The sequence below is a fragment of the Halopseudomonas sp. 4NH20-0008 genome (genome assembly GCF_057548395.1).
In genome coordinates this window covers 41,889-63,841 of record NZ_BAAJMD010000019.1, presented here as the reverse complement: position 1 = coordinate 63,841, position 21,953 = coordinate 41,889, and the positions used below count along the sequence as shown (strand labels likewise).

At 57.6% G+C, this 21,953-nt stretch carries 21 protein-coding genes; 9 read left to right on the top strand and 12 right to left on the bottom strand.

The genetic code is table 11. The annotated features are described in order from the left end of the window. Positions 1-183: 183 nt before the first annotated feature. The 4 genes from pssA to AC27HQ_RS15975 all read right to left on the bottom strand — a co-directional run bounded on the left by pssA (position 184) and on the right by AC27HQ_RS15975 (position 4,419). A complete protein-coding gene (gene pssA, locus AC27HQ_RS15990) occupies positions 184-1,014 on the bottom strand; it encodes a CDP-diacylglycerol--serine O-phosphatidyltransferase (RefSeq protein ID WP_487157200.1) in 831 nt (276 codons plus the stop codon). A 124-nt stretch (positions 1,015-1,138) separates the two neighbouring features. Then, complete coding sequence (gene ilvC, locus AC27HQ_RS15985) at positions 1,139-2,155, bottom strand: ketol-acid reductoisomerase (RefSeq protein ID WP_487157199.1); 1,017 nt, start codon at positions 2,153-2,155, stop codon at positions 1,139-1,141. Between the two features lie 48 nt (positions 2,156-2,203). Then, positions 2,204-2,695, bottom strand: coding sequence for an acetolactate synthase small subunit (ilvN, locus tag AC27HQ_RS15980; protein ID WP_487157198.1), 492 nt, complete (start codon positions 2,693-2,695; stop codon positions 2,204-2,206). After that, a complete protein-coding gene (locus AC27HQ_RS15975) occupies positions 2,695-4,419 on the bottom strand; it encodes an acetolactate synthase 3 large subunit (RefSeq protein WP_487157197.1) in 1,725 nt (574 codons plus the stop codon). The genes ilvN and AC27HQ_RS15975 overlap by 1 nt, the downstream gene beginning before the upstream one ends. A gap of 429 nt (positions 4,420-4,848) precedes the next feature. On the opposite strand from AC27HQ_RS15975, the gene AC27HQ_RS15970 reads away from it, so the two are divergent. Next, positions 4,849-5,283: a DUF4124 domain-containing protein gene (locus AC27HQ_RS15970; RefSeq protein WP_487157196.1), complete on the top strand. Its 435-nt coding sequence runs from the start codon at positions 4,849-4,851 to the stop codon at positions 5,281-5,283. Here AC27HQ_RS15970 and AC27HQ_RS15965 read toward each other — a convergent pair whose 3' ends face one another. Genes AC27HQ_RS15965 through mrcB form a run of 3 tightly spaced genes read right to left on the bottom strand, consistent with a single transcriptional unit; the run spans position 5,284 to position 8,592 of the window. After that, positions 5,284-5,613 carry a YqcC family protein gene (locus AC27HQ_RS15965; RefSeq protein WP_487157195.1) on the bottom strand — a complete coding sequence of 110 codons (330 nt, stop codon included), beginning with the start codon at positions 5,611-5,613 and terminating at the stop codon, positions 5,284-5,286. Then, positions 5,610-6,242: a tetratricopeptide repeat protein gene (locus AC27HQ_RS15960; protein ID WP_487157206.1), complete on the bottom strand. Its 633-nt coding sequence runs from the start codon at positions 6,240-6,242 to the stop codon at positions 5,610-5,612. Before AC27HQ_RS15960 ends, AC27HQ_RS15965 begins: the two co-directional genes overlap by 4 nt. A 22-nt stretch (positions 6,243-6,264) precedes the next feature. Then, positions 6,265-8,592: a penicillin-binding protein 1B gene (gene mrcB, locus AC27HQ_RS15955; RefSeq protein ID WP_487157194.1), complete on the bottom strand. Its 2,328-nt coding sequence runs from the start codon at positions 8,590-8,592 to the stop codon at positions 6,265-6,267. Between the two features lie 124 nt (positions 8,593-8,716). Here mrcB and AC27HQ_RS15950 point away from each other — a divergent pair, with 124 nt between their 5' ends. From AC27HQ_RS15950 to AC27HQ_RS15940, 3 genes are all read left to right on the top strand, one after another. Then, positions 8,717-10,264 (top strand): bifunctional aminoglycoside phosphotransferase/ATP-binding protein, encoded by a 1,548-nt coding sequence (locus AC27HQ_RS15950; RefSeq protein ID WP_487157192.1) that lies wholly within the window; start codon positions 8,717-8,719, stop codon positions 10,262-10,264. 177 nt (positions 10,265-10,441) lie between these two features. Beyond that, positions 10,442-10,705, top strand: coding sequence for a TfoX/Sxy family protein (locus AC27HQ_RS15945; protein WP_487157205.1), 264 nt, complete (start codon positions 10,442-10,444; stop codon positions 10,703-10,705). Between the two features lie 183 nt (positions 10,706-10,888). After that, the gene (locus AC27HQ_RS15940) at positions 10,889-11,686 is read left to right on the top strand and encodes a cyclic nucleotide-binding domain-containing protein (RefSeq protein WP_487157191.1); all 798 of its coding nucleotides are present in this window, start codon (positions 10,889-10,891) and stop codon (positions 11,684-11,686) included. Between the two features lie 222 nt (positions 11,687-11,908). On the opposite strand, the gene AC27HQ_RS15935 is transcribed toward AC27HQ_RS15940, so the two are convergent. Genes AC27HQ_RS15935 through AC27HQ_RS15925 form a run of 3 tightly spaced genes read right to left on the bottom strand, consistent with a single transcriptional unit; the run spans position 11,909 to position 14,590 of the window. Then, positions 11,909-12,775, bottom strand: coding sequence for a ChaN family lipoprotein (locus tag AC27HQ_RS15935; RefSeq protein ID WP_487157190.1), 867 nt, complete (start codon positions 12,773-12,775; stop codon positions 11,909-11,911). Positions 12,776-12,782: 7 nt separating this feature from the next. After that, positions 12,783-13,544 carry a heme ABC transporter ATP-binding protein gene (locus AC27HQ_RS15930; RefSeq protein WP_487157189.1) on the bottom strand — a complete coding sequence of 254 codons (762 nt, stop codon included), beginning with the start codon at positions 13,542-13,544 and terminating at the stop codon, positions 12,783-12,785. Continuing rightward, positions 13,544-14,590, bottom strand: coding sequence for a FecCD family ABC transporter permease (locus AC27HQ_RS15925; RefSeq protein WP_487157188.1), 1,047 nt, complete (start codon positions 14,588-14,590; stop codon positions 13,544-13,546). Before AC27HQ_RS15925 ends, AC27HQ_RS15930 begins: the two co-directional genes overlap by 1 nt. A gap of 225 nt (positions 14,591-14,815) precedes the next feature. On the opposite strand from AC27HQ_RS15925, the gene AC27HQ_RS15920 reads away from it, so the two are divergent. Beyond that, positions 14,816-15,148 carry a Rieske (2Fe-2S) protein gene (locus AC27HQ_RS15920; protein ID WP_487157204.1) on the top strand — a complete coding sequence of 111 codons (333 nt, stop codon included), beginning with the start codon at positions 14,816-14,818 and terminating at the stop codon, positions 15,146-15,148. A 2-nt stretch (positions 15,149-15,150) separates the two neighbouring features. Here the strand turns inward: AC27HQ_RS15920 and sfsA are convergent, their stop codons facing one another. Continuing rightward, a complete protein-coding gene (gene sfsA / locus AC27HQ_RS15915) occupies positions 15,151-15,852 on the bottom strand; it encodes a DNA/RNA nuclease SfsA (RefSeq protein WP_487157203.1) in 702 nt (233 codons plus the stop codon). Continuing rightward, entirely contained in the window at positions 15,852-17,030 is a 1,179-nt protein-coding gene (locus AC27HQ_RS15910) for a pyridoxal phosphate-dependent aminotransferase (protein WP_487157187.1), read from the bottom strand. The genes sfsA and AC27HQ_RS15910 overlap by 1 nt, the downstream gene beginning before the upstream one ends. Positions 17,031-17,263: 233 nt before the next feature. On the opposite strand from AC27HQ_RS15910, the gene dksA reads away from it, so the two are divergent. The 4 genes from dksA (at position 17,264) to AC27HQ_RS15890 (ending at position 21,933) form a co-directional block, all read left to right on the top strand. Continuing rightward, on the top strand, positions 17,264-17,707 hold the full coding sequence (gene dksA / locus AC27HQ_RS15905) for an RNA polymerase-binding protein DksA (RefSeq protein WP_487157186.1): 444 nt from the start codon (positions 17,264-17,266) through the stop codon (positions 17,705-17,707). An 80-nt stretch (positions 17,708-17,787) separates the two neighbouring features. Further along, positions 17,788-18,690, top strand: coding sequence for a tRNA glutamyl-Q(34) synthetase GluQRS (gene gluQRS / locus AC27HQ_RS15900; protein ID WP_487157185.1), 903 nt, complete (start codon positions 17,788-17,790; stop codon positions 18,688-18,690). Positions 18,691-18,821: 131 nt separating this feature from the next. Further along, entirely contained in the window at positions 18,822-18,998 is a 177-nt protein-coding gene (locus AC27HQ_RS15895; RefSeq protein ID WP_487157184.1) for a hypothetical protein, read from the top strand. Further along, on the top strand, positions 18,982-21,933 hold the full coding sequence (locus tag AC27HQ_RS15890; RefSeq protein WP_487157183.1) for a sensor histidine kinase: 2,952 nt from the start codon (positions 18,982-18,984) through the stop codon (positions 21,931-21,933). Before AC27HQ_RS15895 ends, AC27HQ_RS15890 begins: the two co-directional genes overlap by 17 nt. Positions 21,934-21,953 lie beyond the last annotated feature (20 nt).

The following is a 21,953-nucleotide window of genomic DNA, read 5'->3' as shown; positions in this document are numbered from 1 at the left end:
CACAGTGAGCGGCGCATTCTACGCTAACCGCCTACCCTGTCAACCCCTAAATTATCGCTAACTTATTGATTGCAAAGCGCTTTATGCAAAGCACCCCGACCGGGCAGACGCGCATTATAGGGGCTATAAAAAAACCGTCAATAGCGTATGACGGTTTTTTTTACTGAAAGCGCTGGACAAGGATCAGTCCTGCGGCTGTTCCTTGTCTTTCTTCTTCCAGCGCCACAGGGCCTGAACCGGCCCCGACGCACTGTAAACGATGAAGATGAGCCAAAGAATTCGAGATGGATCGGTAGATATGATGGCGAACACCAGCACCACAATCAGAATCACGAAGAACGGGACTCGTCCCTTCAAATCAAGATCCTTAAAGCTGTAATACCGTACATTACTGACCATCAGCAAACCGCCAAGCGCAGTCAGCATACCCACCAACAGAGCTATTTCACCTCCATCAATACCAAACTCACTCAACGCCCAGACCATTCCAGCAACCAAGCCAGCTGCCGACGGACTGGCGAGCCCCGTGAAGTAACGCTTGTCTTCACTGTCTATTTGCGTATTGAAGCGCGCCAGGCGCAGCGCCGCTCCCGCAACATAAATGAACGCGAATACCCAACCAATCTTGCCAAGATCCGCCAATGCCCAGCTGAACACAACCAATGCAGGGGCAACACCAAAGGCCACCATATCCGATAACGAGTCGTACTCAGCGCCAAAAGCGCTCTGGGTATTGGTCAGGCGAGCAACGCGTCCGTCCAGCCCATCCAGCACCATCGCCACAAAGACGGCGATAGCAGCATTGGAGAAGTTACCGTCCATGGCACTGACGATGGCATAAAAACCCGAGAACAGAGCTGCGGTGGTAAACAGGTTGGGCAATAGATAGATACCACGGTGCCGCACCTTTTTCCCATCCGGACCTGGACTCTCTTCAATATGCTCGTCGATCGGCAGCAGACTGAGCGGATCAATCGCCTCCGGCTTCTTATCGTGCTCCTGATTATCACTCATGCTATTACCTTGTTGGGTGTAGATATTAGTCAGTGTGGCAAGATGCCCGGCAAATGAACAGCACACCAATGCATCGGACATAAAAAAACGCGGCCAGAGCCGCGTTTTAAGCAACAAGCGCCGATCAGTTCTTGCTCTTGTCGACGATCTTGTTGGCAGCAATCCACGGCATCATACCGCGCAGCTTCTCGCCTACAACCTCAATCCCGTGTGCAGCGTTGTTGCGACGCGCAGCCGTCATTGATGGGTAGTTGTGTGCACCCTCGGCAATAAACATCTTGGCGTATTCGCCAGACTGAATACGCTTGAGTGCATTGCGCATGGCTTCACGGGACTCGGCATTGATTATTTCCGGACCAGTAACGTACTCACCATACTCGGCGTTGTTAGAGATCGAGTAGTTCATATTGGCGATACCGCCTTCGAACATCAGGTCAACGATCAGCTTCAGCTCATGCAGACACTCGAAGTACGCCATTTCCGGCGCATAACCGGCTTCAACCAGCGTTTCAAAGCCGGCCTTGACCAGCTCAACAGCACCACCGCAAAGAACCGCCTGCTCGCCGAACAGATCGGTTTCGGTTTCATCCTTGAACGTGGTTTCGATGATACCGGTACGACCACCACCTACACCTGAGGCATAAGACAGGGCAACATTTTTGGCATTGCCAGAGGCATCCTGGAAGATTGCGATCAAATCAGGAATACCACCACCCTTGACGAACTCGGAACGCACTGTGTGGCCCGGCGCCTTGGGCGCGATCATGATCACGTCAAGATCCTTGCGCGGCACGATCTGGTTGTAATGAATGGCAAAACCATGGGCAAAGGCCAGGGTGGCGCCTTGCTTGAGGTTGGGCTCAATTTCATTGCGATAGAGCTGGGACTGGAACTCATCAGGCGTGAGAATCATGACCACGTCGGCAGCCGCAACAGCTGCCGGAACGTCGCTGACCTTCAAACCATGGGCTTCTGCCTTGGCAATAGAAGACGAGCCAGGACGCAGACCAACAGTCACGTCTACACCTGAATCCTTGAGGTTGCAGGCATGGGCATGACCCTGTGAGCCGTAACCGATGATGGCTACTTTTTTGCCCTGGATGATGCTCAGATCACAATCTTTATCATAATAAACGTGCATGGAATTCCCCTGTTTACTGTGCAGGCCACCGCGGGCCTGCTGTCTAAATTAGATGCTCAACACTTTTTCGCCGCGGGCGATGCCCGATACGCCGGTGCGCACCACCTCGATGACCGTAGTCGGTCCTATTGCTTCAATAAAACTGTCCAGCTTGTCTGATGTACCGGCTAACTGCACGGTATACACACTGCTGGTCACATCAACGATCTGGCCACGGAAAATATCCGTAGTCCTCTTGACCTCGGCACGCTGCGCGCCGGTAGCCTTGATCTTGACCAGCATCAGCTCACGCTCGATATGCGCGCCCTCTGACAGGTTCACCAATTTGACCACCTCAATCAGTTTGTTGAGGTTTTTGGTGATCTGCTCGATGACGTCGTCATGACCAATGGTAGTCAGCGTCAAACGCGACAAAGTCGGGTCTTCGGTCGGCGCCACGGTCAGGGTTTCAATATTGTAGTTACGCTGCGAAAACAACCCGACCACACGGGACAGTGCACCAGGCTCGTTCTCCAGCAATACGGAAATAATATGTCTCATCAGGTGCGCTCCGTCTTGCTCAGCCACATGTCACGCATCGAACCATCCTTGATCTGCATGGGATAGACGTGCTCTGAATTGTCGACACGGATATCCATGAACACCAGCCGATCGGTCATGGCAAAAGCGCGCTCCATAGCCGGCTTGAGGTCCTCTAGCTTGTCAACACGGATGCCAACATGACCATAGGATTCGGCCAACTTGATGAAGTCCGGCAAGGACTCCATATAGGAATGCGAATGACGAGCACCATACTGCATATCCTGCCACTGACGAACCATGCCCAGGGCCTGATTGTTCAGGGTGATGATCTTGACCGGCAAGTTGTATTGCAGGCAGGTTGACAGCTCCTGAATGTTCATCTGGATACTGCCCTCACCGGTGACACAGGCCACCTGCGCGTCGGGATAATGCAATTTGACACCCATGGCCGCCGGCAGGCCGAAGCCCATAGTGCCCAGGCCACCCGAATTGATCCAGCGATTAGGCTTGTCAAAGGGATAGTACTGCGCAGCAAACATCTGGTGCTGCCCTACGTCGGAGGTCACATAGGCATCACCTTGAGTGACTTCCCACAGAGTCTCGATAACTTTTTGCGGCTTGATGATGCTGCCATCCCCTTCTTCATAGGGAAACATCTTGCCATCACCACGCCACTCACCAATCTGCTTCCACCAACTGGCCAGCGACTCCTTGGCCGGACGCAAATTGTGCTCCTTGACCATGGCAACCATTTCGGTCAGGACACTGTCTACCGGACCAACAATTGGAATATCGGCCTTGATGGTCTTGGAGATGGAAGCCGGATCGATGTCGACGTGAATGATCTTGGCGTTCGGGCAGAACTTACTTGCACCATTGATAACGCGATCATCAAAGCGTGCGCCGATACAGAGAATCGCATCACTGTGATGCATGGTAACGTTGGCGGTATAACTGCCGTGCATACCCAGCCAGCCGATAAACTGCGGATCCGTACCCGGAAAAGCGCCAAGCCCCATCAGCGTATTGGTTACCGGTACACCCAACTCACGCGCCAGCTCGGTCAATTGCGCCGAAGCACCACCGAGAACGACACCACCACCGGAGTAAATGATTGGCCGTTTGGCCTCGACCAGCATGTCCAGCGCTTTGCGAATCTGACCAGAATGGCCACGAACAGCAGGATTGTATGAACGTAGCTTGATCTTTTTCGGATAGCTGTACTCAAACTTGTCTGCCGGGTTGGTCATATCCTTGGGGATATCAATCACAACCGGACCAGGGCGACCGCTCTGGGCAATAAAGAACGCCTTCTTGATGGTCTCGGGGATTTCCCGCGGATCCTTGATAATGAAGCTATGCTTCACGATCGGGCGCGAAATGCCCACCATATCAGTTTCCTGAAAGGCATCAGTACCGACCATCACGGACGGCACTTGCCCTGCCAGAACCACCATGGGGATGGAGTCCATATAGGCAGTAGCGATGCCGGTAATAGTATTGGTCGCGCCAGGGCCCGATGTCACCAGAACCACACCAGCCTTGCCCGAAGCGCGCGCATAGCCGTCTGCCATATGCGCAGCCGCCTGTTCATGCCGGACCAGAATATGCTCGACATCGCTCTGACGGAAAATTGCGTCATAGACGTGCAGCAGGGCTCCGCCGGGATACCCGTAAATATATTTAACACCCTCGTCACGCAACGAGCGGACGACCATCTCAGCGCCGGATAAAAGCTCCACTTAGAATCACCTCTAGCATGCCACACACCATTGGCGTGCAGCAGGGTACCTGTTTACTGCTCGGCAGAGCATGGGCAACGGTAGTTGCCATGCCTCGGCTTTGACTACGTGCAATGGAGACGGATCCTGTGATCGGTGCCGGAACCGCCTCACCCAGCGCGAGGTAGCGCGTGCGGGTGCCAGGCCAGGATATGGCGGGTTTCGCCTCCTGGATTGAGCAACAAAGCCGACTGATCCGGGTACCGTGTGGGTCCCGCTGAACAGACTGCTTATGTGAACCACGAATTGTTTACACTCAGGCCCGACAAGTCAAGCCAAGATGGATAAAAGCAGCCGATATCACAGCGCATTGCAAACAGGCATTCGCAATATGGCACTATTGGTTATAGTTATGTCTAAACAGAACCGAATAACAAGGATGGATCACGCATGTACAGAATACTCATTGCCCTGACCCTGGGCCTGATCAGCAGCCTGGCTGCTGCGGAACAGATGTACCGCTGGGTAGATGACAACGGCGTCCAGCAATTTGGCCAGCAGCCGCCAGATGGACGGGCTTACCAGCGCATCAACATCACCTCGTCCCCGCCACCGGGCGGCTCGTTGAGACAGCCCGAACAGCCTGCGATTGAGCCCCCTGCAGAAGAACCACCTGTGGTCGCCGAGCAAGAGCTCACCGAAGAACAGCAGCGCCAACGAACAGAGCAGTGCAACAAGGTCAGAGCCAATCTTCAGGCCATGCAGACCAACCCAAGACTCAGCCGGGTAAATGAGGATGGCGAGATGGTCAGGCTGGGCGAGGAAGAGCGTCAGCAACTTATGGAAGAGGCACAGCGCGATCTTGAAACCCTGTGCAAAGACTGATCAGGCCAGCTTGAGCGCCAACTGATCGATCTGAGCCAATACCGCCAGCAAAGCCTGCTGGCGGCGCCCCAAATACCTCAGGGCCTCCTCTGCCATCGGAACAATCTGGCTGGCAGGCATTCGCTCACTGTGCTCGATCAAGATAGTCATACCGGGAATAAACACCCATTGCAGCCAGGCTGAGAAGCTCAGCGTATCCATGCAAAAAGGCATCTGGCTGTTCAAGCACTGAGCAGAGGGCCGCTCAAGCTCCCATAACTGCAATGCACGCAATTCCAACTCAAGGGCAGACACGGCATTAGCCATGTCTGCCCAAAGTGCTTGCGTCACAGGCTGACTCGAGCCCGCTGCCGCGCTTCGGCTGCGCCAGCCTGATTACCCTGCTGCTCACGCGCTTGCGCAATAAGCTCCCAAAGACCGGCCTGCAAGGTGGCTCGCCCAGCAGCAAATGACAGCCCTCGCTGTGCCATCTGCTCAGCTTGAGCAGCATCACCTTGAGCCAGACGAACCTGGGCCAGACGATAGAAGACCTGCGGTTCCCGCGGGGCAATGCGCATGGCACGCTCAAGACTGGAAGACGCACCACCCAGATCCCCACGCCCTTCCTGTTCACGTGCGGTGGTCAACAGCGCCAACACCGGGCCAGCCAACTGCTCGTCGCCCTGCAGATTACTGCCCGGCGGCGAAAATACGCCGCTGCCCGACTGGACCGGTGGCTGGACATCTACCGGATAAGATTGCACCGGCATTGAGCCCCCTGCACCATCAGGCACCATGACGACCACTCCAGCATCTTGTGGGGCGGTCACGCCGGGCGCCTGTGTTTGCATACCCGCACCCGTACGCATGTCTTCATTCGATACCGGTCTTCCCGAGTCGACCACGGGAATAAAACCACCGCCGCCGGCACAGCCTGTCAGTACCAGCGCCAGCCCAATCAGTATCCCTGCCCTTTTCATACCCATACTCACGTCCCTCATGTTATTGCAGCCATCCGCGGATCACATCCATCACCCGGTTGCCACCCTCGCGAATGGCCTCTGCTGGCGTATCAATTAATGGCCTGCACCCTGGCCCCGGCAAGGGCTCATAGCCCGAACGAAAAGGCACCTGAACGGTATCCGGGCAGCTTGAATCACTGCCTGCACCCGTGGTCCGGTCAACCCAAGCCAATTGCACGCCCTGCGGCGGGTAGCCGGAAAGGCCGCGCGGATGCGCCTCGGCCATAAAGGCAGTCCATACTTGCAGTGCCCCGGAGGAGCCAGTCAAACGAGTAGAGCCATTATCATCCCGACCCAACCATGAGACTGCAAGCAAGTCGTCAGAATAACCAGCAAACCAGCTGTCACGCAGGTCATTGGTGGTGCCGGTCTTGCCGGCCAGGCGCACATTGCCGGGGATACGATTATAGGCCGAGCGCCCAGTGCCCTCAGTCATGACACGGGACATCGCATCCTGAATCAGGTAGATGCTGGCTGTGTCAAAGCGCTGTTGCAATTCGAAATCATAGCGGCGCAGCGGCTCACCCTGGGCGGTCAGCACGTTTCGAATAGCCCGCAAGGGCGTATTAAAACCACCGCTGGCCATGGTCTGGTACATCTCAGTGACCTGTATCGGGGTCATTGAGCCAGACCCTAAAAGCATGGATGGGAAGGGCCGCCAGTCATGACTGACCCCCATGCGCTCAACCGTCTTCAGCACATTTGGCACACCAAGATCCACCCCGAGACGCACGGCGGCCTGGTTATAGGAGCGACTCAGCGCCTGGTGCAACGGCACCCAACCATGACTCTCGCGATCATAATTCTGCGGCGTCCAGGTTTTGCCGGGTTCAGCCTCGAGGGTAATCGGCGCATCTTCCAGCAGGGTCATCAGCGAATACCGCTGCGGCTGCTCCAGTGCCGTCAGATAAATAGCCGGCTTGATCAAGGAGCCAATTGGCCGAGAAGCATCCAGGGCCCGATTAAAGCCTGAGAACCTGGGATTACTGCCGCCAACCAGCGCCAGCACTTCACCGTTTTGCGCACTGGTGACGACCATGGCGCCCTCAAGTGGCACCTCCCCCTCAGCTGGTCCAAGACGCTGAACACTGTCCTGCACAGCCTTTTCCGCCTTGCTCTGCAGCAAGGGGTCGAGACTGGTGAAGACGCGCAAACCCTCGCTGCTGAGGTCTTCATCACGGTAATCCTGACGCAACTGACGCTTCACCAGGTCCATGAATGCCGGATAATTGGTATCGGCCAGCGTGCCACGGGCGGTCACATCCAACGGCCTTTCGCGGGCCAGGCGGGCCTGCTCCTCGCTGACCATACCCTGTTCAGCGAGCATACCCAGTACCAAGTCACGGCGCGCCTTGGCCCGCTCAGGATGACGACGCGGGTTGAACAGGGACGGGCCCTTGACCATACCGACCAACAGGGCAACCTGGTGCAGCTGCAATTCATGCAGCGGCTGAGTAAAATAATACTGACTTGCCAGACCGAAACCATGAACGGCACGGCGACCATCCTGACCCAGAAACACTTCGTTCAGGTAAGCCTCGAGAATGTCTTCCTTGGAATAATGCAATTCCAATAACACCGCCATAATGGCTTCGGTGCCCTTGCGCACCAGACTTCGCTCATTGGTCAGATAAAAGTTCTTCACCAGCTGTTGCGTCAAGGTGCTGCCGCCCTGCACCAGTCCACCCGCCGTCAGGTTGACATAGATGGCCCGGGCAATACCCCGTGGCGAAATGCCAAAGTGCTGAAAGTAATCCCGATCCTCCACCGCAATCAGCGCTTCGACCAGATAGGGCGGGGCCTGATCCAGGCGAATCAGAATGCGGTCCTCATTATGCGCAGGGTAGATACCACCAATCATCAGCGGCTCCATGCGCGCCATGACCGGATCATTTCCACCACTCAATGACGCCACCTGCTGGCCACTGAAGCGCACACTCAAGCGCTGGGCCGGCTCAACGCCCTCGATAAACTGGAACCCACGGGTATGCACCTCTACCTGATTGCCCGAAACGGCCATCTGACCAGGCTGACGCACCGCTGATACGGTTCGATAGCCCAGGGCGCTCAACTCGATAACAAAGTCATCGCGGGTAAGGTGCTGTCCTGCATAGAGCTCCAGCGGCCGGGCAAATACCTTGGCAGGAACGGACCAGCGCTTGCCGGAAAACTTTTCCTGCACAATCGCGTCCAGATAGACCGCCAGGCCGATGAACAACACCAAGCCAACCAGCCCCAGCTTAAACGCCCAAGCCAACAGCCGCCGGCTGCGCGTTTTACCTGTTTTTGCACTGCGTTTTCTAGCCATAGTTCCCGTACTGCCAAAGTGTTAACAAGGATTGCCAAAGGGGCAACCGGCATAGCGCCAAGGTTGGCCTGAACCATGCCAACCCGCATAATGCGTCCTTTGCCCGTTAAAGCAAGGACAAACCGTGAGCCTGACACTGCTGAAAGCACTGCAAAACCCTGATCTTTTCGACCACCCGGTGACCGAGTTTACCCTGATGGAAACGCATATCTCCTGGGTTCTGCTGACCGGCGATTACGTCTACAAGGTCAAGAAGCCAGTTAACTTCGGCTTTCTCGACTACAGCTCACTGGAAAAACGTGCGCATTATTGTCGTGAAGAAGTTCGCCTGAACCGCAGACTGGCACCCGAGATGTACCTTGATGTCATCGCAGTCCATGGCACTGAAGCCCAACCAAACCTCAAGGGTAATGGCCCGATCATCGAGTATATGGTCAAGACCAGACAGTTCCGCCAGCAAGACCTGCTCGGCAACATGCAGCACGCCGGAACCCTGACAAACGATCACATCGACAGTCTTGCCGCACGCCTGGCCGCGTTTCACCAATTGGCGCAGCCAGTAGCCAAGGACGCGCCCTGGGGTACACCGGACAACCTGCATTCGCCAGTAGCCGATAATTTCACGCATATCCGGCCTTTGCTCAGCGATGCTTCAGACCTGTCGCAACTCACACAACTTGAAAGCTGGGCGCATAGTACCTTTCAGCGCCTGATTCCCCAACTGGCACAACGCCGAAGCCAGGGTTTTGTGCGCGAATGCCATGGCGACATCTATCTGGATAATGTCACGCTCATCGACGGACAAGTGACCCTGTTTGATGGCATTGAGTTCAATGATGCCTTCCGCTGGATTGATGTCATGAGTGACGTCGCCTTCATGGCCATGGATCTGGAAGACCGCGGTCTCAAGGCCATGTCCCAGCGCTTCGTGAATGCCTACCTGGAGCACACAGGTGATTACGCCGGCCTGGCGGTACTGGACTATTACAAGGCCTACCGCGCCATGGTCAGGGCCAAGGTTGCATTGCTGCGCCTGGGTCAAGCCGGCGTCAGCGAAGAAGAGCGACGCCAGGTGCTTGATCGGTACCATAGTTATACCGCTCTTGCTGAACGCTATACTCACGTGCCATTGCGCTTCGGCATTCTCACTCAAGGCATCGCCGGATCCGGCAAAAGTACAGTTGCTTTACACCTTGTCGAGCATCTGGGTGCTATCCGCATCCGTTCGGATATTGAGCGCAAGAGGCTATTTGGCAAGCAAACAGACACTGGGCTGGACTCGGGCTTGTATGCCCCCGAACTGAGTGCGCAGACCTACACCCGCCTGGCGCAACTGAGTGATCAGATTCTCTCTGCCGGCTACCCCGTTGTGGTTGACGCAACCCACCTGAAGCAGGCCCAGCGTTCAGAAGTCAGGCAGGCAATTGAAGAACAGGGTGTGCCCTGTCTGATGCTTCAGTGCAATGCCTCGCTTGACCTGGTAGAACAACGCATTGAGGCACGCCGCAAGCACAGCAGCGACCCCTCAGACGCAGATATCGAGGTAGCCCGCCAACAGCTCCAAGCCATGGAGCCCCTTGATGAGGTCGAAAGTAGTCTGTGCATCCAGGTTGATACTGCTAATACCAACAGTCTGGACCAACTGATTGAGGAGCTGCACAAGCGTTTCTAGTCTGTCTTGCCCCTGACTGTACCTTCTGGCAGGAGCCATCTACACTGGATCGCGGGAACCAATAAAAAGAAGCCCGGACCATGCCTATTCTGACAAACACGCCGACCAGCCGGTCGGCCATGAACAGCTTGCACCTTGATGTCCTGCCACCCGTCACTGACCGGGAGGCTGTTGATGCTGAATGATGAGCTGTTAACCCTGCGCAACCTCGGTAAGACTTCGGCCCAATGGCTGCACGCCACAGGTATCCATAGTCGCGATCAGTTGCACCAGAAGGGTCCCGTTCAGGCTTATTGTGCTGTGCGCGCCCGAGGCTTTCGAGCCTCGAAGTCGCTGCTTTTTGCAATCGCCGGCGCCCTGCAGGACATACATTGGAATCAGCTGGACCCGCATTACAAGGCTGAACTGCTGGAACAATTACGCCGCCATGACAGTAGCTGAACAGAAGGCGAAGCAGCTCACATTGCCGCTGACCGGGACTTGCCATAGGCATGCCTCACATTTATGTTGGCAGTAGCTGTACCCGTTACAGTATCTTATGGGTAAAGACGCCCCCTTGACGCTCCTGACCAGCCGATGGCCATGACAGAGCACGATAGGAAAACCACAAAAAGGAATTCGCTTATGTATCTCATCGGTGATCAGCCACCCTACGCTGAAAATCTTATTGCCGCGTTACAGCGTATTCCTGAACAGCTACTGGACGGCCTCGAGCCCTGTGGCGAGCCCATCTCTCTGGATGCAGTGGACGATCTTTATCAGCACGTTGGCAATAATCGGATTTACCTGTTGCAGAGCGGCCTTATTCACGCCGTCATCGAAGACAAGCCGCTGTTCTATATTCAGGAAGGCGATCTGATTGGCCTGCGTCAGGGCCTTAATACCGCACCCTGCACCTACAAGAGTGAAGAATCACTGGTGCTGATCCCCTTTGATCGGGAAGCCCTGTTCAAGCATATCCACACCAGCAGTCAGCGCCAGGAACAATTTACCCAGTACATCCTCGGCCAAGCGGCTCTGATGTCCGACGCGCTGGCCCATAGCCGCCCACCGGAAGTCCGTCCGGTAACGGGATTCCAGCACTTCCAGGCTGGCGCAGAGCTGATTCGCCAGGGGGATGATGCCGATCACGTCTTCATTATCACTGAAGGCCATGCCGAAGCCTTTGTGCAAGGCATCAAGGTTGGCGACGTTCAGAAAGACGAAATTTTCGGTGCCATGGCCCTTTTTACGCGCGAAAAGCGCTCGGCCACTGTTATTGCCAGCGCGCCAACCACAGTAATGATGATTCCCAAGGAGCAGTTTCTGGCGCTGATGCAAAGCAATCCACGTATTGCTCACAGCCTGATCGAGAGCATGGCAAGGCGTATCGATCTGATGAACAAGGAATTGACCCACTACAAACAGAAAGCCATGAATTAATCGAATGAGAGGGGTTGACATGCAAATGATAATCTATATCATTTGCAACAAGTCATCGCGATGGTGACCAGAAAAAGCAGATCTAATCCTCTGTTTTTTTGGATGACCGACTGTCTTCGGACCCAGGTTATCTCCTCATCAGGCTAATCACGGACTTAAGCCCGCTCTCTGAGCGGGCTCTTTTTTGTCCTGAAATCATACAAAGCAAATCTTCCCTACCTGTCACGACTCTCTCATCTGGGCGCAATAATCGGTTTCTGGTGTTGCCGGCGTGACCCAGATGTAATCTGCCTGATCTGCATCGGCCAAATCCGCCCCACTCTCGTGCAACAACAGAACAACCGGGGCGCTGACCTGTTGCGGCCAATGCACGGGGGCACCGAGATCCTTGCGCACATGAAAGCTGCCAGCAATCAACAAGGCTGGCACCGGCGCAGCCGCCATAACCTGGGCCATACGCTGGTCACGTCCCTGCTGAATCGACAACATGGCGGGCACAGCTGTCTCCGGCAAAGCGCCACAGTGCGAGTCCAGCATGACCTGCGCAAGCAAGTCCCTCCCTTCTTCATCAATCACATCTGCCAGCGGCAGAGGATCTCGGTACAGCACCCCCATCTCCCCGCGAGTCAAATTGGCTGCCAGCAAACTGTGCGCTGTACTCAAGCCCCACTTGACCAGATCAGCGTATTGCGCCCAATCCCAACCCGCGCTCCAGGCCAACTGCTGCTGCAATTCCAGATCGTAAGGCAAGGATTGACCCTGCAATTGATCAATGGCCTGCTGCTGGTCCGGCCCCAGCATTTCCATAACCAGGGCAGCCTGCAGCCTGCGCTGCTGCAACGCACGCAGCAACCATAACTGCAGTCGATGATGGTCAATATTGTCGTGCTTCTCACCCACCAGCACATGCTCATGGTTCACCAGCCTGTCGATCAACTGCTCGGCTGAGAGCCACTCGCCACTGGCCGTATCCAGCACCTGGCCAAGCCGTGGGTGCTCAAGCCCGTGCTGATTGACCCAGCTCGGCACGGGTTCAGCACTGAGCATCGAGGGGACGAAAAGTACAAGAATAGTTAACAGCGTGCGCATGCCCACCTCAGATAATCACCAAAGGACAATCCTGCAACGGATGGCGCTCAACACGGGCGCTGACGCCAAATACAGTTTGAATACGATCACGCTCCAGCACCTCCCAGGGAGTACCCAGGACCGCCATGCGACCACGATGAAGCAGCATGATGCGGTCAGCATAGCGGGCGGCCAGGTTCAGGTCATGCAAGATGACCAATACGGCGCCTCCGCGCTCTGCCACCTTGCGGGCTTGAGCAAGGGCAACCTGTTGATGCGCCAGATCCAGAGAGGCTGTAGGCTCATCCAGCATCAAACAGCTACCCTCAGCCTCGCCAATCTGCGCCAACACACGGGCCAGATGCACACGCTGACGCTCGCCGCCAGACAGGGTCAGGTAATTACGCCCGCGCAACTGCATGACATCCGCAGCCAGCATGGCCTGCTCAATTACCTGCTTATCCCGTTCGAGACCGCTGTCATGCGGCAGCCGTCCCATGGCCACCACCTCCTCACAGGTGAACGGGAAAGCCAGGGTTGAGGCTTGCGCCAGTACCGCAAGCCGCCTGGCGCGATCACCTGAAGACCAATCAGACAAGGCACGGCCAGCAAAGATCACGCTGCCAGCTGCCGCCGGCAACTCGCCCGTCAGCGTTGCCATCAGGGTGCTTTTGCCCGCCCCGTTGGTACCCAGCACCGCCATGACCTCCCCCGCCTTGAGATCAAAATCAATACCCTCAAGGATACGGCAGCCACCACGCGCGCAACTCAATTGTTCAGCCCTGAGCATCACAGACCTCCCCGGCGTTGTGCGCGCATCAGCAGTACCAGGAAGAATGGCGCTCCCAATAGCGCGGTCAAAATACCGATCGGCAGTTCTGCCGGTGCAATCACCAGACGCGCCACCACGTCGGCTATCAACAACAACCCGCCGCCGAGCAACATTGACGCCGGAATCACCCGACGATGGTCCGCACCCAGCATCAAACGCACCAGATGTGGCACCACCAAGCCGACAAAGCCGATCAGCCCCGCTACCGCCACACAGGCACCCACGCCCAGTGCGGTGAGCAGCACCAATTCACGTTTTACCCGCTCGACATCAACGCCCAGATGCCGTGCTTCGGACTCACCCAGCAGCAGGGCATTCAGCGCCTTCGCCTGACGCGGCAAGCGCCACCAGACCAGTGCACAGCAGAGCGCCAGCACCATCACCTTGTCGACGCTGGCGCCGCCCAGGCTCCCCATATTCCAGAACGTCAGGGTACGCAGCATGGCATCGTCGGCAATGTAGCTGAGCAGGCCAATAAAGGCGCCGCTGATCGCCGCAATGGCAATACCGGCCAGTAGCATGCTGGCCACCGACGTACCCTGGGCTGTCTGACCGAGGCGATAGACCAGCAAGGTGGTAACCACACCACCAACGAACGCACCACCAACCGTCGCATAGGGCAACCAGCCTGAAGGCAGCCCACTGAGCAGAACGCCGCCCAGCACAATGATCAAGGCCGCACCCAGCGCCGCGCCGCTGGAGACGCCTATCAAACCCGGATCAGCTAAAGGGTTACGGAACAGCCCCTGCATCACCGCCCCGGTCAGCGCCAGTGTGGAGCCAACCATCAGTCCCATCAGGGTGCGTGGCAGACGAATATGCTCAATAATCAAAGCGGTTTCAGTCGCAACCTCGGTCAGGCCGAGCAGACTGCCCAGAGCGCGCAAGGTATCCAGCGGATGGATAGCCACGGCGCCCAGCGTCAGCGACAGCACAACAGCCAGCAACAGAAAAGCCAAGAGCAAGCTGAGTGTGATCAGGTGCAGGCGATGCAAGTGATTCATGACAGTTCCTTGATGAATCGAGTCATACCCGCCAGCTCGTGCGCCGGCAAAAGCCCAAGGGGGGGGACAACACGGTATCAGCAACCGCCAATGTGCGGCCACCAGACTTGTTTCGTTTTTTTAGGACCGACAGGCCCCTTAGCCACTTGATTGCCCCATGTTGGATACGGCGTGCAATGGTTAGAGACGCTGGTCATGACAGCACAGGACGGCGATAATCAGCGTATGAATACCGCGACGCCACCCAACGCTCTGTGCCTGATGGCAGACATAGCCGATCCCGGCAGCAAAGGTATGATTTACCGGGGACTGGCTGTATTTGCCGTTCGCCAGGGCCAGCAAGTACAGATCTACGAAAACCGTTGCCCGCACCGGGGCATTCCCCTGGAGTGGGTAGCGGACCAGTTTCTCGACCACTCCGGACGTTTGATCCAGTGCGCTTCACATGGCGCCTTGTTTCTGCCTGAGACCGGCGAATGTGTCGCCGGTCCCTGTAGCGGTCAGTTTCTGCGCCAACTTCCCAGCACCCTGCACAACGGCTGGATCTGCATGGAGTGAGCTTACAGCTCGACCGGCAACATCCCGGCCACACACAAACCCGCTGGCGTTGGTACAACCGACAGCGCGTATACCTCGACGCCGCCGGCCGCCGCAGCTCGCAGTAGCCGTCCATACTCCGGATCAATCTGATCGGCCGGCTGTACCCGACTGATCCCCTCATGCATGACGCAAAACAGCAGGCAAGCCCGGCGGCCCGTGGCAACCACCTCAAGCAACGCCTTGAGATGCTTCTGCCCGCGCAGACTGACCGCATCCGGAAAGGCGCCCAAACCGGCCCCCATGGCCAGAGTCACGCTTTTTACCTCGACCACACACTCACCCGGATCGACCAGCAAAAAGTCAAAGCGGCTCTCTATGTCCGGCAGACTGACCTCGGCGCGCTGCTTGCCATAGCCGACCAAGGGCGTCACCCATCCGGCAGCCAGCGCCGCTGCCACCACGCGGTTGGCCCGCGCGCTATGAATACAGGCCAGCTCACCCGGCGCGGTTTCAACCAGTTCCCAGGTCCCCGGCAACTTTCGTCCCGGCTTGGACTGCAGGCTAACCCATACGCGACTGCCCGGTTCAGCGCAATTGAGCATCGAACCGGTATTCGGGCAATGCAGTGTCAGCTCGCGACCATCGGCCAAGCGCACATCCGCCAGAAAACGCTTGTAGCGCCGTATCAACTGCGCCTCAAACAAGGGTGGATCAAAGGGAATCAGACGCTCGGCCATTGTGCCAACCCCCGCTGCAGCCGCTCAACGGCCTGCTCAAGCCTGGGCAACGAGGCGGTGTAGGCAAAGCGCACATGTTCGTTACAGCGATAATGACCAAAATCCAGTCCCGGCGTCAGCGCCAGGTGCTGGGTCTCGATCAGATGCCGACACAGGCCGGCACTGTCGCCGCCAAAGCGCTGCATATCGGTATACAGATAAAAGGCGCCCTCGGGCGTCACTGGAATACGGAATCCCAGATCACGCAAGGCCGGCAGAAGATAATCCCGGCGCTGCTTGAAGGCCTCCCTACGCGCCTCGCAAATACCCAGGGTTTCTTCACTGAACGCAGCCAGGGCTGCCTGCTGGGCCATATGCGGCGCGCAAATGTAGAGGTTCTGCGCCAGCTTTTCCAACTCTGGCACCGCAGCCTCCGGCGCCACCAGCCAGCCGAGCCGCCAGCCAGTCATGCCAAAGTATTTGGAAAAGCTGTTCAAGACGAAGGCGTCCGGCGCCACTTCCAGCACCGAACTGGCCGCGCAGTCATAGGTCAGGCCATGATAAATCTCGTCAACCACAAGGTGCCCACCCAAACGCCGGGTGGTCTCGGCCAGCGCCAGCAGCTCTTCACGCTGCAACAAGGTACCAGTGGGGTTGGCCGGCGACGCCGCCAGAACGGCGGCACTGCGGCTGCTCCAGTGTGCTTCGAGCAACGCCGGGGTCAGCTGGTAGCGGCTGTCCGGCCCGGTTGGAATCAGCAGTGCACTGGCCTCAACCAGGCGCAGGAAGTTGCGATTGCACGGGTAGGACGGATCGGCCATCAGCACCTGCTGACCCGCCTCGACCAGCAGCGCGCTGATCAACAGCAAGGCCGCCGAGCCGCCCGGAGTAACGACGACCCGCGCCGGATCCAGATCCACACCGTAACGGCGCTGGTAGAACGCGGCTATGGCCTCGCGCAGCGCGGGCAGGCCGAGTGCCGGGGTATAGCTGGTACACCCACTGCGCAGGGCCGCATGTCCGGCACGCATGATCGGCTCTGGCGTGGTGAAATCCGGCTCGCCAATCTCCATATGAATAACGTCGTGCCCCGCTGCTTCAAGCGCCTTGGCTCTGGCCAGAACCGCCATGACGTGAAAGGGCTGTATCTCGCTGCTGCGTCTGGCCCACTGCTGTTGGCGCATCGTTGTCTCCGTCCAAAGCCTTGGCAAAGCCGGATGATACCCTTGCAAAGCCTCTGCAAGCAGCCTGTTTGATCACGATTGAGGCTCGCCGCCGAGCCATCTGGCGGCAAACAGTAGCGCGCGTGATCAGGTTCTGGTAGTTTTGCCCGCTTGCACGCCAGAGGCTGCACCCTCAGGTCACGCCAGACTGGGACCTGATACAGGACGATCGAGCTAAAAAGTGAGGGGTTCTCATGCCCAGCAATGCCAAAGAAAAGAGTTCCATGCTGATTCGCGGGTTTGCGCCCTACAAGGAAAAGAAAGGCGAAGAGTACATGAGCGAGCAACAGCTTGCGCATTTCGCCAGCATCCTCAACGGCTGGAAGCAGGAGTTGATGGAAGAGGTTGACCGTACTGTGCATCACATGCAGGACGAAGCGGCCAACTTCCCTGATCCCGCTGACCGTGCCAGCCAGGAAGAAGAGTTCAGCCTTGAACTGCGCGCCCGCGACCGTGAGCGCAAGTTGATCAAGAAAATCGATCAGACACTGCAGCGCATTGAAGATCAGGACTACGGTTACTGTGATTCCTGTGGCGTCGAAATCGGCATTCGCCGTCTTGAGGCTCGCCCAACTGCCACCCTGTGCATCGACTGCAAGACCCTTGCAGAGATCAAGGAAAAGCAGGTCGGCGGCTAACCTCAGCCTGACCCCATCGGATCTGCCCATGTGGGAGACCGGATCCGATGGCCAAGTGCTCTCCACCTTCAGGCCAGATCATGCCTGACGTTATCCCGTCACAACCCGTGGGGCGCTTTGCGCCAACACCCAGCGGCCTGCTGCACTTCGGCTCGCTGCTCGCCGCGCTGGCCAGTTATCTGGACATCAAGCATCGCCGCGGCCAATGGCTTGTGCGCCTGGAAGACCTTGACCTGCCGCGCAACCAGCCCGGCGCCGCCGATCACATTCTCGACACCCTCGATCGCTATGGACTGAGGGCCGACGGCGAGATTCGACAGCAAAGCCAGCGCACAGCTTATTATCAGCAGCAAATTGATCACTGGCTGGCCAGCGATCAAGCCTATTACTGCAACTGCAGCCGTGCTGATCTGGCCGGAACCGATGGCATCTACCCGGGCACCTGCCGGGAACGCCATCTGCCGGCCCAGGCCGATCATGCCGTGCGCTTACGCGTAAGCGATCAACCCATCGCCTTTACCGACCGATTGCAAGGGCCTTTCAGTCAGAGACTGGAAAGCCAGGTGGGCGACTTTGTCATCCGCCGTCGCGACGGCATCATTGCCTACCAATTGGCGGTGGTACTGGACGACATCGATCAGGGCGTCACCGAGATAGTAAGGGGCGCCGACCTGCTCGATTCCACCCCACGACAACTGTGGATCTACCAGTTGCTTGAGCAGCCCGCACCCGGTTACCTGCACATCCCGCTGATCATGCGCGCCGATGGTGAGAAGCTCAGCAAGCGCCTGACCTCAACCCCGGTCAGCACTGATGCCGTATCAACCACCCTGTTCCAGGCACTGCAGGCTCTGGCGCAAAAACCACCACTGCACCTGGTTGGCGCCAACCCCAGCGAACTGCTGGCGTGGGCCGTAGCCCACTGGCAGCCCATGGCACTGCCTGCCAGCCGGCAGTTGCTGCAAACTGATTTACCCCATTGAGCGCTCAGCCACTGCGCACCCCCTTGGCAAGCAACGCCCGGCTGATTACCCTAGCCGATGTTTGCGGTCGCCTCAGCGACCTGATGCGACGCAGGTTTGAGCGCGCCGCCATACCGAGACTACGGAAGCCCATGTACATCTACCGACTGGTTCTGCTGCTGGTTATCGGCATTTACCTGTTTTCACCGGCCATCATGGACTGGTGGATTCAACCCCAGGGCGCCTGGTACAGACCCTATGTGCTATGGCTGATCCTGATCATTGCCGGCATCCTCCTGCAGAGTCCAAAAGATGCCGACGAGCTTTGATCTCAATCAGCTCCTGCTGATCAGCATTGCCTATCTACTGACCCTGTTTGGTGTGGCCTGGATTACCGAACGCGGCATGCTGCCCCGTGCGCTGATGCGACACCCTGCGGTCTACACCCTGTCGCTCGGCGTGTATGCCAGCGCCTGGGCCTTTTATGGCACTGTTGGCCTGGCCTACCAATACGGCTACGGCTTCCTCACCTATTACCTGGGTATCTGCGGCGCGTTTCTGCTGGCACCAGTGCTGCTCAATCCGATTCTGCGCATCACTCGCACCTACCAGTTGTCGTCGCTGGCCGACCTGTTCGCCTTTCGCTTTCGCAGTACCCTGGCAGGCACACTGACGACCCTGTTCATGCTGATTGGCGTGTTGCCGCTACTGGCATTGCAGATTCAGGCGGTCGCCGACTCGGTCATGATCCTGACCCAAAGTCGCGGTCAGGAGTCGGTCGCCCTGGGCTTCTGCATTCTGATCATTCTGTTTGCCATCCTCTTTGGTGCGCGGCATATCTCGACCCGGGAAAAGCATGAAGGCCTGGTCATGGCCATCGCCTTTGAATCCCTGGTCAAGCTGTTTGCCCTGGGCGCCGTCGGCTTGTATGCCCTGTATGCGGTCTTTGATGGCCCGGGTGATCTGGAAAACTGGCTGGCAAGCAATCAGCAGGCCATTCAAACACTGCAGCCCCCCCTGCAGGAAGGCCCCTGGCGCACCCTGCTGCTGGTATTTTTTGCCGCCGCCATCGTCATGCCGCACATGTATCACATGGCCTTTACCGAAAATATCAGTCCGCGCTCACTGGCCACTGCCAGTTGGGGTCTGCCGCTGTTCCTGCTGCTCATGAGTCTGGCAGTACCGCCTATTCTCTGGGCCGGCCTGCACCTGAATGTGCCAACCAATCCGGAATACTTCACGCTCAGTCTGGGGGTGACCGCCGGTGCCGATTGGCTAAGTCTGCTGGCCTTTGTCGGCGGTCTGTCGGCAGCCAGCGGACTGATCATCGTGATTACCCTGGCGCTGTCCGGCATGGTCCTCAACCATCTGGTGTTGCCGGTCTATCAACCCAGCGCCGATAACAATATCTACCGCTGGCTGCTGTGGACCCGACGCACCCTGATCGCCGCCATCATCATGGCCAGTTACGGTTTTTATCGGCTGCTCGGCGCCGAACAGGATCTGGCCAATCTGGGTATCGCCGCCTTTGTCGCCACGGTGCAATTTCTGCCCGGCGCGCTGTCGGTGCTCTACTGGCCGCAGGCCAATCGCCGCGGATTCATCGGCGGACTGGTCGCCGGCATGCTGGTCTGGGCATTAACACTGCTGCTGCCCCTGGTAACCGAGCTCGCCAGCTTGCAGGTCTTCGGCCAGCAACTGCTGTTCAATGCCGATACCTGGCATCTGGCGGCCATTGCATCGCTGGCCGCCAACATCTTCGTGTTCACCTCTGTGTCACTCTTTACCCAGCGCTCGGCCGAGGAAACCAGTGCCGCCGAAGCCTGTTCAGTGAACAACGTCAGTCGCCCGCAACGCCTGGAACTGATCGCCAACTCACCCCAGGAATTTGCCCAACAACTGGCCAAGCCGTTGGGTAACAAGACCGCCCAGAAGGAAGTCGAGCAGGCTCTGCGTGACCTGCAGCTACCCTTCGACGAACGTCGCCCCTACGCTCTGCGGCGCCTGCGCGATCGCCTGGAAGCCAACCTGTCCGGCCTGATGGGCCCGGCAGTGGCCCAGGACATCATCGAGACCTTTCTGCCGTTCAAGCTGGCGCGTGATGGTTACGTTACCGAAGATATTCACTTTATCGAGAACCGACTCGAGGACTACCACTCTCGACTGACCGGCCTGGCCGCCGAACTGGATGCCCTGCGCCGCTACCACCGGCAAACCCTGCAGGATCTGCCCATGGGTGTCTGTTCGCTGGCCAAGGACAACGAAATCCTGATGTGGAACCGCGCCATGCAGTCACTCACTGGCATCACCGCTGAGACGGTGGTTGGCTCACGCCTGGAAAATCTGCCCGCGCCCTGGAACGAGCTGCTTGAGCGCTTCGTCGCCGACCAGTCCGCCCACCTGCACAAACAGAAAGTCCTTATCAACGGTCATACCCAATGGCTCAACCTGCACAAGGCAGCCATTGACGAGCCGGGCAATACCGTCAGCAGCGGCCTGGTGCTGTTGATCGAAGATCAGACCGAAACACGCATGCTGGAAGATGAGCTCATGCACTCCGAGCGCCTCGCCTCGATCGGCCGGCTGGCTGCCGGGGTGGCCCACGAGATCGGCAACCCGGTTACCGGCATTGCCTGTCTGGCGCAGAATCTGCGTGAGGAATCCGACCAACCCGAGGCGCGCGAGATGGCCGAACAGGTCATCGAGCAGACCCGACGCATCTCACGCATCGTGCAGTCCCTGGTCAATTTTGCCCATGTTGGCAGCCGCCACAACAACGCCAATGAAGCAGTCGACCTGAGCGCCTGCACCAACGAAGCGATACATTTGCTGTCACTGAATCGAAAGGGTTCAGAGGTGATTTATGTTAACCTTTGCAACCCTGATCACTTGGCCGCCGGCGACAGTCAACGTCTGGTTCAGGTCCTGATCAACCTGTTGGGCAATGCGCGGGACGCCAGTCGCAACGGCGATCGCATCAGCATCAGCACACAACAGAACGAGCATCATGTGCTGCTGCTGGTCGAGGATCAGGGCAGCGGCATAGACAAGGCCGCCATGGCCCGCTTGTTCGAACCCTTTTTCACCACCAAGGAACCAGGGACAGGAACAGGGCTCGGTTTGGCACTGGTTTACTCGATCATCGAAGAGCACTATGGACAGATTACCGTCGATAGTCCGATAGACGACATTCTCAAGCGCGGTACGCGTTTTACAGTAACGCTACCGCGCTACAGCGTTTTGAGCACAGGTCCGTCAGCCTGATACCGGGCGGGCCGCGCATG

What these genes read in the sequence shown, in the direction of transcription:
- AC27HQ_RS15910 (WP_487157187.1), bottom strand. Translation starts at nt 17,030, where the DNA reads ATGCGCCAACAGCAGTGGGCCAGACGCAGCAGCGAGATACAGCCCTTT.
- pssA (WP_487157200.1), bottom strand. Translation starts at nt 1,014, where the DNA reads ATGAGTGATAATCAGGAGCACGATAAGAAGCCGGAGGCGATTGATCCG.
- gluQRS (WP_487157185.1), top strand. Translation starts at nt 17,788, where the DNA reads ATGCCTGACGTTATCCCGTCACAACCCGTGGGGCGCTTTGCGCCAACA.
- mrcB (WP_487157194.1), bottom strand. Translation starts at nt 8,592, where the DNA reads ATGGCTAGAAAACGCAGTGCAAAAACAGGTAAAACGCGCAGCCGGCGG.
- AC27HQ_RS15920 (WP_487157204.1), top strand. Translation starts at nt 14,816, where the DNA reads ATGAATACCGCGACGCCACCCAACGCTCTGTGCCTGATGGCAGACATA.
- AC27HQ_RS15940 (WP_487157191.1), top strand. Translation starts at nt 10,889, where the DNA reads ATGTATCTCATCGGTGATCAGCCACCCTACGCTGAAAATCTTATTGCC.
- AC27HQ_RS15890 (WP_487157183.1), top strand. Translation starts at nt 18,982, where the DNA reads ATGCCGACGAGCTTTGATCTCAATCAGCTCCTGCTGATCAGCATTGCC.
- dksA (WP_487157186.1), top strand. Translation starts at nt 17,264, where the DNA reads ATGCCCAGCAATGCCAAAGAAAAGAGTTCCATGCTGATTCGCGGGTTT.
- ilvN (WP_487157198.1), bottom strand. Translation starts at nt 2,695, where the DNA reads ATGAGACATATTATTTCCGTATTGCTGGAGAACGAGCCTGGTGCACTG.
- AC27HQ_RS15930 (WP_487157189.1), bottom strand. Translation starts at nt 13,544, where the DNA reads ATGCTCAGGGCTGAACAATTGAGTTGCGCGCGTGGTGGCTGCCGTATC.
- AC27HQ_RS15895 (WP_487157184.1), top strand. Translation starts at nt 18,822, where the DNA reads ATGTACATCTACCGACTGGTTCTGCTGCTGGTTATCGGCATTTACCTG.
- ilvC (WP_487157199.1), bottom strand. Translation starts at nt 2,155, where the DNA reads ATGCACGTTTATTATGATAAAGATTGTGATCTGAGCATCATCCAGGGC.
- AC27HQ_RS15960 (WP_487157206.1), bottom strand. Translation starts at nt 6,242, where the DNA reads ATGAAAAGGGCAGGGATACTGATTGGGCTGGCGCTGGTACTGACAGGC.
- AC27HQ_RS15970 (WP_487157196.1), top strand. Translation starts at nt 4,849, where the DNA reads ATGTACAGAATACTCATTGCCCTGACCCTGGGCCTGATCAGCAGCCTG.
- AC27HQ_RS15925 (WP_487157188.1), bottom strand. Translation starts at nt 14,590, where the DNA reads ATGAATCACTTGCATCGCCTGCACCTGATCACACTCAGCTTGCTCTTG.
- AC27HQ_RS15935 (WP_487157190.1), bottom strand. Translation starts at nt 12,775, where the DNA reads ATGCGCACGCTGTTAACTATTCTTGTACTTTTCGTCCCCTCGATGCTC.